Source organism: Parabacteroides sp. PF5-6 (assembly GCF_029504695.1).
Taxonomy (GTDB): Bacteria; Bacteroidota; Bacteroidia; order Bacteroidales; family Tannerellaceae; genus QVMG01.
In genome coordinates this window covers 162,552-176,344 of the sequence record NZ_JAQFIN010000001.1, presented here as the reverse complement: position 1 = coordinate 176,344, position 13,793 = coordinate 162,552, and the positions used below count along the sequence as shown (strand labels likewise).

The window sequence follows — 13,793 nt, the reverse complement described above, 5'->3', positions numbered from 1 at the left end:
TTTCTACTTTTTACATTCATCCTTCAGCTATCCGAAGTTTAGAGAAAAGGGTTCAGTGCGAATAGTTATATTCCAGATGAATCACATAGGTGTTTTCTTCTTCGGCAACCGAGTTGTTTTCGTCAATGAAGATCGTTTGCACATATTCGTTGCGGAAGGTATAGTCAAAAAGATATTCCGCACTAATCTGGGCCTGAGGCACGGTGTACCAGTAGGCACGCGATACCAAGTGCGTGTTTAATGCTCCCCCATCAGATTGTTCGGACTATAAAACTCAAGAGCGGCCGGGTTAAACGCAGGCTGAACCATAAAGGGTAAATTCTCCGGACGCTTGTCGGACATATACTCGTAAACCATTTCCCGGCAGCTGGTCCACTAACAGTCAGCTCCTTATCAACATAGATAAACTCCTGACGGCCTTTTTCTGCGTCTTGCAAAATGCAACGAACCTCTCCGATTAACCAGAGAGGTTCGCATTTCCCGTTTCCGGGCTTCGTCCAAATCACCGTTTTTGAGGGAGAGGGGGATATATTAGTTGGGTTTCTGTGCTCCTTTATTGGGTATCGTACCCCAGAGTTTGCCGACTTCAGCCAGTGGATAACGGTTACCATACATCGAGACGCGGTTGGTTTCCGAGCCCTGTTTGTTCATGCCCATGGCAGCACGGAAGGTGTTCATCGCCGAGTTCTCGTTGTACTGTGAGCTTTGACTCAGTTGCATACCCAAATATCCTTTCAGGTAGGGCTCATTGATCGCCTTGCTGAGTACTTCGATCTCGGAGGCGTTCACTTCGCGGTTGTTCTCATACTTTTCCAATTGCTCCACCTCTTCGAAGTTATTGGCAAACTGGAAGTTCCACATGCCACCACCCGAAGGAAGACAGATATCACCCATGCGGTTGGCAAAGAAGAGGTTGTCGAACGCGTTGGTCTTGCGTATCTTATCACGCTTGAGGTCACTGTCGAAGCGGGTGCGGTCGAGGGCAGCGTAGACATTTCCTCCGAAGATATTATCGTGTACATCGTAGCTCATGCGTGTCATATAACGCAGGCCATAGCCCATATCTTCGAGCAGTTTGTCGCGTGTCCAGGTGAAGAGCACGGTGTTGTGGTGGAAGTCGAGTGTCGTCTCATGTTCAGGAGCCACGCCATTGCCACGCACCTCACAGGCTGCCATGCGGCAGGCGATAAAGATATTGTTATAGAACTCCCAGTTTCCGGCGATATTCTCCATCTGTATCCCGTAGTGTATAGCGTTGGCAAATACGCAGTTGCGCACGATCAGTTTGCCCTCCACAGCGCCATAGACAGCCTGCCTGGAGCCGGGTATGCCACCCATGGTAGGAACACCCGAGGGCGATTCGCCTACACAGATAATCCTTCCCGTCTCACAGCCGGCCGGAGCCGAGGCCACCGGGTTCTCGTACACCGGCTGGCAGTAGAGGTTATACTCTCCCATATCGAACACCATGCCGTCGATCATCACCGTGCCACCGCGGTTACCTTTTACGACAACATCCATCAAGGCGTGTGCCCCTGCCGTGCCCGCCTTGGCAATTGCCGCGTCCGGGCGTATCGTGGTCGGGTGTTTCACGGGGTCACGCTCACTAAAGTCCGTGTTCCATCCCCCTTCGAGTGTGAGGTACTTTTTGAGTTCGATAAACCCCTGATCCATCTTACCGAGGTAGTTGCCTTCGGCTATGCGGATCACCGAGCCCTCGTTTGCCGCATCGATGGCTGCCTGCAAGTCTTTGTAGGGTTTTTCCTTGCTGCCGTCGGCGGTACGGCTGCCCGCACCGGTGGATACGCTTACATAGACCGAAGGACCATTGTTGCCTGTGGCGTTAGCCCCTGCCACGGCAGAAGTATTGATTACCTCCGAGCTGGCCTCTCCCGCTTTATTTTGTACCTCTTCGACCTTTTCGGTCGCTTTCTTCAGGGTTTTACCCAACTTACCCAGGCCCTGCGCCTGCGCGGTGAAGCCTGTCAGCAGCAGGGCTGCCGTGGCTATCAAGATGATGTTTCTTCTCTTTTTCATGCTGTTTGTTTTATTGATTGATTAATTATCTCTTTACGCAGCGGACAGTATATGCAACGGCTTCGCGAATTAATCCCGGTCTTATTTCATTGCGATCGAAGTAGAGCGTCCGTGTACTCCATATCTTCCGCGCAGTATCTTCTTCATACGTAGAGGTCATATAACGCCCTCCTTCGGGGCTTGACAGCTTACCATCCCTATCGCGATTGCCCCCTGCCGGTATAAAAAGAGTGTTGCCGGATTTCTTGTCGGTGAATTTGTATCCCTTCACCCCGTTTTGTGTTACCCATTCACGATCAACACTGGTCTTATCTAATAATGCATTTATATCATCTAAGGTCGGTAGGCGATAACCTGCAGGGCAGGGGTTGTTCCTTGTCACCCAACTGTCGTTGGTATCAACGACACTATTCCATTCCTCTCCGTCGTGCGAAGGGGTTAGCGGATCGGTCGGGCTCCAGCCTGTGTAACGATTCCTCTGGTAGTACCATCCAGTATCTTCGGGATTGGAAACGAATAATGCGGGCCTTTCGACGTTGCGCGCTGCCCATGTTACGTTGTTAATTTTCATCTCCCACGCCTTGCCCACTTTCAATACACCCACATTGGACGAGGTTACGCCTTCGATGATGATCCTGAAGTAATAGCTTCCCTCGGGAGTGGCTTGGGCGACGGATGCCCCAAGGGAGACTATATTGTTGTCCTCACCTGGAAATTTGAGGATGGAAAAACGGACACCGATGGGTTCGGTAGCGGTGATCTTTCCCTCCGCATCGCTAAACCACGCTATATCGGCCGTTTTGCCCGTAAAGGTCATGCCGTTCGCACCGGTCAGCGAGTACTTCACCCATTCCATTGTTCCCGAGTCAAGTATGCCGTCTCCGCCATCACCCGTTTGCGCTCCGATAATGAACGTCGGAACCGCGGCCGGCGCTGTTACCGTCACGATACAGGTCGCTGTCTTGCCCCCGTCATCGGTGGTGGCGGTGATGGTGGCCGTGCCTGCTTTCAGGGCGGTCACATTACCGTTGTTGTCCACGATTGCAACTGCTGTATTGCTCGACTGCCAGGCGACATTCTTATTCGTCGCATCCGCCGGAGCCACGGTAGCACTAAGGCTTTCGCTCCCGCCTTCCACCAGTGAAAGAGAGGTTTGGTTAAGGGTTACACCTGTTACAGCTACCGTTACCACTTTCGCTGTGACCGTTACGGCACAGGTTGCCGTCTTGCCTCCGTCTTCGGTGGTGGCAGTGATGGCGATGATACCCGGCTTCAAGGCGACAATACGACCGTCGGAGTCGACAATAGCGATCGAGGCATCGCTCGATTTCCAGGAAACAGTTTTGTTCGTCGCGTCATTTGGCGTAACGGTGGCAGTCAGTTTTTCGCTCGCGCCTTCAGTTAGGGAGAGCGTGGTTTTGTTTAGTTTCACACCGGTTACGGCTACCGCTTTCGCGACCACCGTAAGGGTACAGGTATCGGCTTTAGCGCCTTCCTCTGTTGTAACGACGATCGAGGCCGTGCCCACCTTTACTGCCGACACCTTGCCTTCGCCGTCAACGGTGGCGATATCGGTTTGGGTTGATTTCCAGGCTACCTTCTTATTGGTCGCATTTTCAGGAGCGACGGTTACGGTAAGTGTTTCGCTCGCGCCCAGGGCTAAGGACAGGGTGGCTTTGTTGAGCTTTACGCCCGTTACCGATACGGTGGCCGCCTTAACGGTCACGGTACAGGAGGCGGTTTTTGATCCATCCTCAGCCGTAACGGTGATGGTCGCGTTACCGGCTTTTACAGCTACAATTTTGCCTTCAGCGTCGACGGCGGCAACCGTCATATCGCTCGATTTCCATGTCGACCTTTTGTTGGTCGCATCCGCTGGAACGATCGTAGCTCTAAGGCTTCCGGTCTCGCCCTCTACTAATGCGAGCGTACTCTCACTAAGCGTTATGCCTGTTACTTTTATTATCTCCGGACCCGAATCTTTGCTGCAAGAGATAAAGAAGATACATAAGGCACTCAGCGTAAGAAATACGGTAGTTACCAATCTTGTAAACTTGTTTTTCTTTTTCATACGTCTACTATATTTATTGTGGGTATTGTTATTTGTCGTAGTATCACCCGGCTATTCCTATTTACCAAAGAGCCGCTTTACGATATCGAGCCTATTGAATGCGGAGGCAATATCGCCCAATACAGGTATGTCATAGATACCCCGGATGTATCGCCGATGTATATCCTCCGGCATCGCCTTTACAATCGCCCCTTTTGCTGCCATGCGGATTTGGTGGGACACCGCCGATTGAGCCCCTGACGCCATGTTTTGCTTCAGTTGCTCACCGGGAGCTGTTGTGCCCTCGGGTATCTTTACATACGCTGTAAATTCAACGAAGAGATTATTGTACTCGCGGTTGAGCGTGAGGGAGCTGAACTTCTCCTCAAAGTCGGCCTGGTTTTGGCATCGCTGTCCGAACTGTTCCATCCGCTCGAAGAGTGCTTCCGCCTTTTGCCGGGCCTCTTCGGGCAGGCTGTAATGCGCATAGAGAGCATCGCGCCTATTACTTATTGATTGTGCTATACCTTTATCCATCACATTTACTTTATATATATATTACGGATCGGTTTGTCTTCGGTTGAAAACTTTCCTCACCGCTTGAAAGCAAATGTATGGGTATAGATACAGAAGGGCTGTCACAGATCCCGCATGGAGTAGGACTGCAGCCGCAATCTGTACATTAAATTTGTACTATTTCCGCATGAAGAGAGCTTAACAGTCTGATTATCTGAAGTTGTTTTAGTCCAATCTCCGTTTACCCGACGGGCGTATTCTGTTCAGGTATTTTGATGAATTGTGACGGGGTATATCCGAATGCCTTGCGGAACGAACGGGAGAAATAACTCAGGTCGCTGAAGCCGCAATCGAAAGCCACCTCTTTGATCGATCGGTCACGCTTGGAGAGCAACAATTTGGCTTTGTTCAGGCGTGCCTGCATCACAAAAGAGGTAATGGTATGCCCCGTCATGGCCTTCAATTTGCGTCCCAGTTGCGACTCACTCAGACACATATCCTGTGTAAGCCCGGTGGGGAAGTAGTCGGCATCGTTGAGATGGCTATTGACCACAGAGGAGAGCTTGGTGATAAAGGCCATATTCGGGTCGGTATGCGAGGCGGTCCCTGCCTGAAAGAGGGCATTGGCGTAGGTCTTCATCAATATGGCACGGCTGTCGAGCAGTTGCCTGATGCGCACCAATAGTTCACGTTCATCGAATGGTTTAGCCAGGTAGGCGTCGGCTCCGGCCATCAGGCCATCAAGCTTATCTTCGGTTGTGCCCTTGGCTGTGACCATGATCACGGGGATATGCGCCACGGCTACCGAGGCGCGCAGGTCGGCGGTGAAGGCATAACCATCCTTTTCGGGCATCATCACGTCGGTGATGATCAGATCGGGAATGTGTTGTTCGGCCATCAATAGTCCTTCATTGCCATTTGAGGCGTGGATCAGTGTATATTTGTGTGCAAGGATCCTATCCATATAGTGTGCCACGTCTTTGTTGTCTTCAATAATCAGGATCATCTTCTTCGTGTTCGATTTTTTATCCGGCACGGCATCATCCTCGCTATTATCGAGTTCGACAAGAGGAATATCAGGCTCCTCCGAGCTTAAGTCTTCGCGTTCTTCATCCGGTATCTGCACATTCGACACCGGCAAAGAGAGGGTGAACTCCGTGCCCTTCCCAACGGTGCTGGCAACACCAATCGTACCACCGGCTTCTTCGATGAGTTGTTTCGAAAGGGCGAGTCCGATGCCACTGCCTATCTGACCGATATGCTCCGCGTCGGAAGTATAATAGAGTTCGAAGATATGCGGAAGACGCTCCGGTGTGATACCCTCACCCGTATCTTTGACCTGTATCACGCATTGACGCGCCGCCTCATCGTAACGGAGATGCACCACAATCTTATCTCCCTGCGAACAATGTTTAATGGCATTGGAGAGCAGATTGCTCATCACCTTTTTAAGAGAAGAAGCGATAAAATTCATCGCAAGCGTATTTACCTCGCTATAAACGAAAAGATCGACACCCTTGCTACGGGCATACTGCGTATAGGGTTCCACAATGACATGGAGGTATTCCACCAAATCACCCTGTCGCCACAAGGGCTTGCTAACTCCCGCTTCGGAACGGGAGAAGTCGAGCAATTGATTGACCAGGTGCATCAAATTGCGCCCCTGCCGACGAATTGCCTTCAGATCTTTGGCCTCGTAGAGATCCTTCTCTTTCATGGTAGATAGAATATGCTCGCTCAGCCCGGTGATCACCGTGATGGGTGTACGCAATTCGTGGGTTATATTCGTAAAGAAATTCGAACGCATACGCTCGAGGTTCTTGAGCTCCACTGTCTGCTGGCGCTCCAGCCGGCGTTTGTAGAGTATCAACAATAACAATACAAATAGGCCCAATATAACCGGTATCATCAATAACAGGGCGGCCTTCCGCTTGGCATCCTGTTCGCGATTGAGTTCATCGAGTGCTTCGATCTGTTTGGCATATTTTTCTGTTTCATATTTTATACGCGAGTCGAGTAGCCGCCCCGTTTTCTGGTGCTGCTGTAGGGTATCGGCATAAGCCTGGCTTATACGCAGATCGTTGATCGACTGTTGGAAATCGCCTCGTTTATAGTAATACTCCGAACGCAGTTCGTAGGCTTCTCTGATATGTTGTGGGGAATTGATGTCACAGGCCGTACGCACTCCGGCATCGAGATAGGGCCATACCTTGCCAAGTTGCCCGGTTTTAATATGTATCTTCCCGATACTAAAGCAGGCATTTAACCAATGCCACTTATCGGAGGTATCTGAAAGCAGTTCATAAGCCTGTTCGTACAGCTCCAGCGCGTGCTGATCATCGCCTTGCGTTTCATAGACATGTCCGATATTGATCAGACACAAAGCGATGCCGAGCGGCAGTTTCGCTTTCTCGTTATAATCGAGTGACTTGCGGTAATACTCTTCTGCTTTTACGGGATCGCCCTGATCGAAACAGACGGAACCGATATTCGCATAGTTCATCGCGATACCCCGTAGATTGTTATTGCGTATCTCTATCTCCAATGCTTTCTCATAGCTATTGATCGCCTCCTCTTCTTCGTTTATGGAGTGGTAGATAACCCCCAGCCCATTGTATGAGCTGGCCCTATTGCGTAAGATGGTCAACGTATCCCCTCCCCGATATTCTTCCGCGATCCGTAGGGAAAGATAGTGGTAAGGCGCGGCTTCGTTCAACGCGCCGATCCGCCGGAAGTCGGTTCCCAATTCATTCAACAAGGTGGTTATAAACACGGTATCACTGATCTCATAGCTGATTTGAAGTGCCGCGGTATGGTTCTCTATCGCCTCGCGAAAGCGTGAAGTGTTGCGGGCATCATTACCCAAAGCGCGAAACATCACTTGTTGTCCGATCTTATTGCCATTTTGTTGATAGTAGGCCAACCGTCGTTCCATCTCCAACACATCGTTGGTTCTGTCCGGAAAGACCTCTTTGGTCTCGGCCAGCCAGACTTCTTTCCGGGTCTCAAGTTCTTCCATCAGCGTCTGCTGGGAAGGACGGCAGGCGAAAAGAAAGAGCAGTAGCACGCCCGTCAGAACGATAAAAAGCCTGAACAGAATATATTTCCTCTTCTTTACCTCGGTTTCTTGATTAATTCCCAGCTCAATCATGATCGTATTTAGATTAATGTTTTATCAGGTTATAGTCGCACTGATTTGTGTGCGGTTTAACTTACACATTTACAAATATACGAAATACTATCTTCCATTGTCTTCTTCAGTTGTAGATTAGACAAACAATGTCGAAGATACGACGAGCTTATCCCCTATTACTCGAAGATACGGCGGAACTTGCTGAAGATCTTTTCTTTGACGGTTTTGTTGGGTTGGAAGCTGGGGGAGTTTTGCCAGCCGGTAAGCGTATCCTTTTCCGAAGCGGAAAGGGTTTCGGGGATATAGACGCTGACATTGACCAAGAGGTCGCCCGTCCCGTAGCTGTTGATCGATGGCAACCCTTTGTTGCGCAGGCGTAAGACCTTGCCCGGCTGCGTTCCCGGTTCGATCTTCAGTTTGGCTTTGCCGTCGACCGTCGGCACCTCTACCGTGGTACCCAAAGCGGCTTCGGGAACCGACAATAAAAGATTGTATAACAGGTCGTTCTCATCGCGGATCAGTTCCGGATGGCTTTCTTCTTCGATCAGGATCAACAGATCGCCGTTCACACCACCGTGGCGGGCCGCGTTGCCCTTGCCACTCATCGAGAGTTGCATGCCTTCAGCTACCCCTGCCGGGATATTGATGGTGATGATTTCATCGTCTTTCACAATGCCTTCGCCGCCACAAACGGTACATTTCTTGGTGATCACCTTGCCGTCGCCACCGCAGGTGGGACAGGTGGATTGCGTCTGCATCTGTCCGAGGAAAGTATTGGTCACCCGGGTGACTACCCCGCTACCGTGACAGGTTTCACAGGTCTTGGTGCTCTTATCGTCTTCCGCGCCACTGCCATGGCAATGCTTACAACTGACGAATTTCTTGACTTTGATCTTCTTCTCCACACCATTGGCGATCTCTTTGAGGTTGAGCTTCACCTTCACGCGCAGATCGGAACCCCGGTTGACCCGTCGTCCGCCCCGCGAGCCACCGCCGAAGCCGCTGAAACCGCCGAATCCGAAATGGCCGCCAAAGATATCACCGAACTGCGAGAAGATATCGTCCATCGACATACCGCCGCCATAGCCTCCGCCGGCTGCCGAGCTGCCGACACCGGCATGACCGAACTGGTCGTAGCGTTGTCGTTTCTGCTCATCGCTCAAGACATCGTATGCCTCGGCGGCTTCTTTGAATTTCTCTTCCGCTTCTTTGTTGTCCGGGTTCTTGTCCGGATGGAATTCGATCGCCTTCTTCCGGTAGGCTTTCTTTATTTCTTCCGCCGAGGCGTTTTTGGCCACGCCCAGCACCTCATAATAATCTCTTTTAGCCATATTCGTATGTGTGTTATGTCTTCTTTATTTATTCGCCAACGACTACTTTGGCGTGACGGATCACTTTATCGTGGAGCGTATAACCGGTTTGCACACAGTCGATCACCTTTCCTTTCAGTGTCTCTTCGGGAGCGGGAATAGTGGCCACAGCGTCCGAGGTCTCCGTATCGAACACCTGGTTCAACGGCTCGATCGGCTTCACGCCCTGCTGGGCGAGGAAACTCATAAACTTCGTATAGATCAGTTCGACGCCTTCGGCAACCGCCTGAATATCTTCCGCTTTCTTGATCGTCGTGAGCGCCCGCTCAAAGTCGTCGATCACAGGCAAGAGGTTGATAAGCACCGCTTCACCACCGGTCTTGATCAATTCCGCTTTCTCGCGCAACGTGCGTTTGCGGTAGTTATCAAACTCCGCCATCAGACGCAGATGGGAGTCGTTCAAGTCGTTATACTTTTTTTCGGGATCGGCACACGGCTCTTCCGACACATTGTCAGCATTCATTTCATTCTCTGCCGAAACGTTCTGTTCTTCCTGCAAATTTGGCGCACCGTTCGCTCTCATCTCTTCCTCCTGAAAAGGCTTTTTCGCTCCGTCTTGGGGATTCGTTTTATTCATGTCTATTTATTTTTTTATCATTATCTTCTAATAACCAAACAGATAGACCCGAAGCTCTTTCTTTCTCATACGAAAGACGCAAACAGGTCCATCCCGGCATTCAGTAATATCCTATCAAATATATTGCCAACTGTTCACCAGCACAAAAAATATCTTTAACTTTGCATAAACGAAGAAATTGAAGTTATGAAGAGAGTTATACTATTTGTCGTACTCATCGGTTTGTTTATTTCAGGCAATAAGATACAAAGTCAGAACAACTATATCTGCCGTCCCGGCTTCGCGTATGAGATCAGTAAAAGCGCAAACTGGGGAAAGGGGCTTCCGGTCGTCAACCAGATCATCCCCTACTCTTCCGCCGAATTGGCCGGATTGAAATACGGAGACATCATCGAAATGATCGATGCGGTTCCGACAGCCGGGCTCACCGCGGAGGAGCTGACGCAACTGACCAATCCGGTGGATAAAAACGAGATCACGCTGACCGTCCGTTCCATCGGCGCCCCATCCAAAGAATTGCGCATCCGCAAAGAATGCAAACGTTCGAACACGATCACCGAAGATCAATTGGCGATCGCTTTCAATATGTACAGCCTCGAGACGACCAGTGAGCGCCAGTTCGTTTGTCCGTTTAAGATCACCGTCACACCCGATGCGGTCGACTTCAGCAAGTTCAATACGTATGCCTTCTCGCCGATCGACCAGAACAACCTGGCATTGGAAAACACCATCAATGAAGCCATCGGAAAAGAATTGGCAGACAAAGGAATGACGTTCGATGCCGAGCGTCCCGACATCCTGATCCAGACCTTTTACTTCTTCGACCGCAATCCCAACTTCAAAGGAGCCAATCCCTTAGTCGTTGAGAAAGAAACTTTGTATCGTTACGATGTGACGTACAGCCGCATGGTGAAGGTGCCTTTCCTCAATTACCAGACGGTGGAGTCAGAGGCTGAATACCTCCTGCAATTCGGTTTCCGCCTGATCGACCAGCGGGATCTCACCGGACGGGTCCTGTGGGAATGCGAAGCCAATGAACTGCTTGAGAGTTCGTACCGCTTAGACGACTATGTCCGTATCCACATCCCCCTGATGTGTATGCAGTATCCGTATGTCAAGTACACCCGGAACGTACCGTACACGGTGAATAAGAAGAGTTACAACTATACCGGTATCCAGTACGATATCGACCGGCTCGAGATGGTGGTCGAAGTCGATCGCAATTCGCCGGCCTATGCCGCGGGCGTGCGTGCCAATGACGTGATCGAGCAGATCGGCCGTCACCGGATGAACCGTACGGCCGAAGAATTCACGGCCGCCTACAAGCGGTTTATCTTGAATACCATGGATTATCGTGATCCGAAGACGTTGTTTACCGATGCGAACGGCTTTCAGCATTGTATGTTCTGGGATACCTTCAAGTATGCCCAGGTAGCCAATACGTTGCAGAAGAACAATGCCCAGGCGCCGTTCTCTTATCTCTATTACTTCACCCCTTACGTTAATCCTTCCGGCAACAATGCCTGTGTTTTCCAGATCAAACGCGGCAAAGAGAAGAAAGAAATCACGATCCGTCCGACAATCCGGACCGATGTGACCATTGAAATTAAATAACAGAGAACCAATTACACGTGATATATCCGCCTAATTTTGAACAAAAAACGGGGTTTGACACCATACGCCGTTATCTTTCCGATAAATGTTTGAGCCCGTTGGGGCAAGAATGGGTTGCCGAGATGAATTTCTCCGCTGATTTCGAAACGGTTACCGACCGTTTGGAGCAGACCGAAGAGTTTGTCCGCATCCTGCATGGCGACCGGGAATTCCCCGCCAGCTATTTCTTCGATGTACGTTACTCCCTCCAGCGCATCCGCCCGGAAGGGACCTGGTTGGACGAGAAAGAGTTGTTCGACCTCAAGCGTTCGTTGCAAACCATCCAGGAGATGGTACGTTTCTTCTCTACCCATAGCGAAGAAGAGCAACCGCTTTACCCGCGCCTGACCCGGTTGGTGGGCGATGTCGTGGTCTTTCCTCAGCTGATCGGCAAGATCGACGCGATATTGGATAAATACGGAAAGATCAAAGACAATGCCTCGCCTGAACTGATCCGGATCCGCAAAGAGATGTCGTCGACGATGAATAGTATCTCGCGCAGCCTGCAATCGATCCTGCGCTCGGCGCAGTCGGAAGGGCTGGTCGACAAAGATGTAGCGCCAACCATGCGCGACGGCCGATTGATGATCCCGATCGCTCCGGCGTATAAGCGGAAAATCAAAGGTATCGTGCACGACGAATCCGCCAGTGGCAAGACCGTATTCATCGAACCGGAGATTGTGGTCGAAGCCAACAACCGCATCCGCGAGCTCGAAGGGGAAGAACGGCGGGAGATCGTGCGCATACTCACTTCGTTCACGGAGATCGTGCGTCCTTCGGTGCCCGATATCCTCCATTCGTACACCTTTATGGGGGAAATTGATTTTATCCGCGCCAAAGCGTTGTTTGCCGAGCAGATTCAGGCCATCAAACCCATCCTCGAAGAGAAACAAGAGATCGACTGGATGCGCGCCGTGCATCCCCTGCTCTATCTCTCCCATCAGAAACAAGGCAAAGAGGTCGTTCCGTTGGATATTACCCTGCGCGATGAGAAACGGCTGTTGATCATCTCCGGTCCGAACGCGGGTGGAAAATCAGTCTGCCTCAAGACCGTCGGACTCTTGCAGTATATGCTGCAATGCGGGCTGTTGATCCCGGTCTATGGCAATTCGCATACCGGCATCTTCAGTCAGATCTTTATCGATATCGGCGATGAGCAGAGCATCGAGAACGACCTGAGTACCTATAGCTCGCATCTGACCAATATGAAGTTCTTCGTGCGCCACTGCGACGACAAAACCCTGTTGTTGATCGATGAGTTCGGTAGCGGCACGGAGCCCCAGATCGGAGGCGCCATCGCCGAAGCTTTACTCGACCGCTTCAACCGCCGGAAAAGCTTCGGTGTGATCACTACGCACTACCAGAACCTCAAGCATTTCGCCGAAGAACACGAAGGGGTAGTCAACGGCGCCATGCTCTACGACCGCCACCAGATGCAACCCCTGTTCAAGCTATCCATCGGCAACCCCGGTAGCTCCTTTGCCATCGAGATTGCCCGTAAGATCGGATTGCCCGAAGAGGTTATCGCCGATGCGTCCGAAAAGGTCGGCTCCGACTATGTCGATATGGATAAATACCTGCAGGATATCGTGCGCGACAAACGCTATTGGGAGAGCAAACGGCAGAACATCCGGCAGCAGGAAAAGAAACTCGAAGAGGTGACCGCCCGCTACGAGAAAGATCTCGAAGCAGTCAACAAACAACGCAAAGAGATCGTGCGCCAGGCCAAAGAAGAGGCCGGGCAGATCCTGGCCGATGCCAATGCCCGGATAGAGCATACGATCCGCGAGATCAAACAGGCGCAGGCCGAGAAAGAACAGACCCAGTTGGCGCGCAAGGCCCTCGAAGAGTTCAAAGCAACGGTCTTATCGGCCGAAGAAGAAGACGCCCGTATCGCCCGTAAGATGGCGAAGATCAAGGAGCGCAACGAAAAGAAGAAGAAAAAAGAAAAGACGGCAACCGCCAAGCCGGTCTTCAACCGGGAAGTGATCGAAGCAGGCGACGCCGTGCGCCTCAAAGGGCAGACCTCCGCCGGCACGGTGATGGAGGTGCAGGGCAAGCAGGCTGTGGTTGCCTTCGGCATGATCAAGAGCACGGTCAAAATTGAGCAGTTGGAGAAGGTCAGCAAAGGACAGCTCAAGAAAGAAGCGCAGAAGAGCACCTTCGTCAGCGCGCAGACCGCCGACAATATGCACGACAAGAAATTGAACTTTAAGCAGGAGATAGATGTTAGAGGAATGCGGGGGGATGAAGCATTGCAGGCGGTGACCTACTTTGTCGACGACGCCATCCTGGTGGGCGTGCCCAAAGTACGTGTCCTGCATGGCACCGGTACCGGCATCCTGCGGCAACTGATCCGCGACTACCTGCGCACCGTGCCGGGCATCAGCCGTTACCACGACGAACACGTGCAGTTCGGCGGCGCAGGCATCACCGTGATTGAGTTGGAATAACATA

General features: G+C 51.3%; 8 protein-coding genes and 1 pseudogene. 2 read left to right on the top strand and 7 right to left on the bottom strand.

What is annotated here, in order from left to right; all coding sequences use genetic code 11:
* Positions 1–52: 52 nt before the first annotated feature.
* From M2133_RS00660 to M2133_RS00630, 7 genes and pseudogenes are all read right to left on the bottom strand, one after another.
* Positions 53–232: pseudogene (locus M2133_RS00660) on the bottom strand (DUF5032 domain-containing protein); the annotation flags it as partial.
* A gap of 299 nt (positions 233–531) precedes the next feature.
* Positions 532–2,037 carry a DUF1565 domain-containing protein gene (locus M2133_RS00655; RefSeq protein ID WP_277464025.1) on the bottom strand — a complete coding sequence of 502 codons (1,506 nt, stop codon included), beginning with the start codon at positions 2,035–2,037 and terminating at the stop codon, positions 532–534.
* A gap of 25 nt (positions 2,038–2,062) precedes the next feature.
* Positions 2,063–4,108 (bottom strand): Ig-like domain-containing protein, encoded by a 2,046-nt coding sequence (locus M2133_RS00650; RefSeq protein ID WP_277464024.1) that lies wholly within the window; start codon positions 4,106–4,108, stop codon positions 2,063–2,065.
* 57 nt (positions 4,109–4,165) lie between these two features.
* A complete protein-coding gene (locus tag M2133_RS00645) occupies positions 4,166–4,624 on the bottom strand; it encodes a hypothetical protein (RefSeq protein WP_277464023.1) in 459 nt (152 codons plus the stop codon).
* Between the two features lie 220 nt (positions 4,625–4,844).
* The gene (locus tag M2133_RS00640) at positions 4,845–7,754 is read right to left on the bottom strand and encodes an ATP-binding protein (protein ID WP_277464022.1); all 2,910 of its coding nucleotides are present in this window, start codon (positions 7,752–7,754) and stop codon (positions 4,845–4,847) included.
* Positions 7,755–7,912: 158 nt separating this feature from the next.
* Positions 7,913–9,067 (bottom strand): molecular chaperone DnaJ, encoded by a 1,155-nt coding sequence (dnaJ, locus tag M2133_RS00635; protein ID WP_277464020.1) that lies wholly within the window; start codon positions 9,065–9,067, stop codon positions 7,913–7,915.
* A 28-nt stretch (positions 9,068–9,095) separates the two neighbouring features.
* On the bottom strand, positions 9,096–9,683 hold the full coding sequence (locus M2133_RS00630) for a nucleotide exchange factor GrpE (RefSeq protein WP_277464019.1): 588 nt from the start codon (positions 9,681–9,683) through the stop codon (positions 9,096–9,098).
* A 186-nt stretch (positions 9,684–9,869) separates the two neighbouring features.
* Between M2133_RS00630 and M2133_RS00625 the strand changes: the two genes are divergently transcribed.
* Positions 9,870–11,297, top strand: coding sequence for a DUF4136 domain-containing protein (locus M2133_RS00625; RefSeq protein WP_277464018.1), 1,428 nt, complete (start codon positions 9,870–9,872; stop codon positions 11,295–11,297).
* Positions 11,298–11,314: 17 nt separating this feature from the next.
* Complete coding sequence (locus M2133_RS00620) at positions 11,315–13,789, top strand: endonuclease MutS2 (RefSeq protein ID WP_277464017.1); 2,475 nt, start codon at positions 11,315–11,317, stop codon at positions 13,787–13,789.
* The last annotated feature ends 4 nt before the right edge of the window (positions 13,790–13,793 follow it).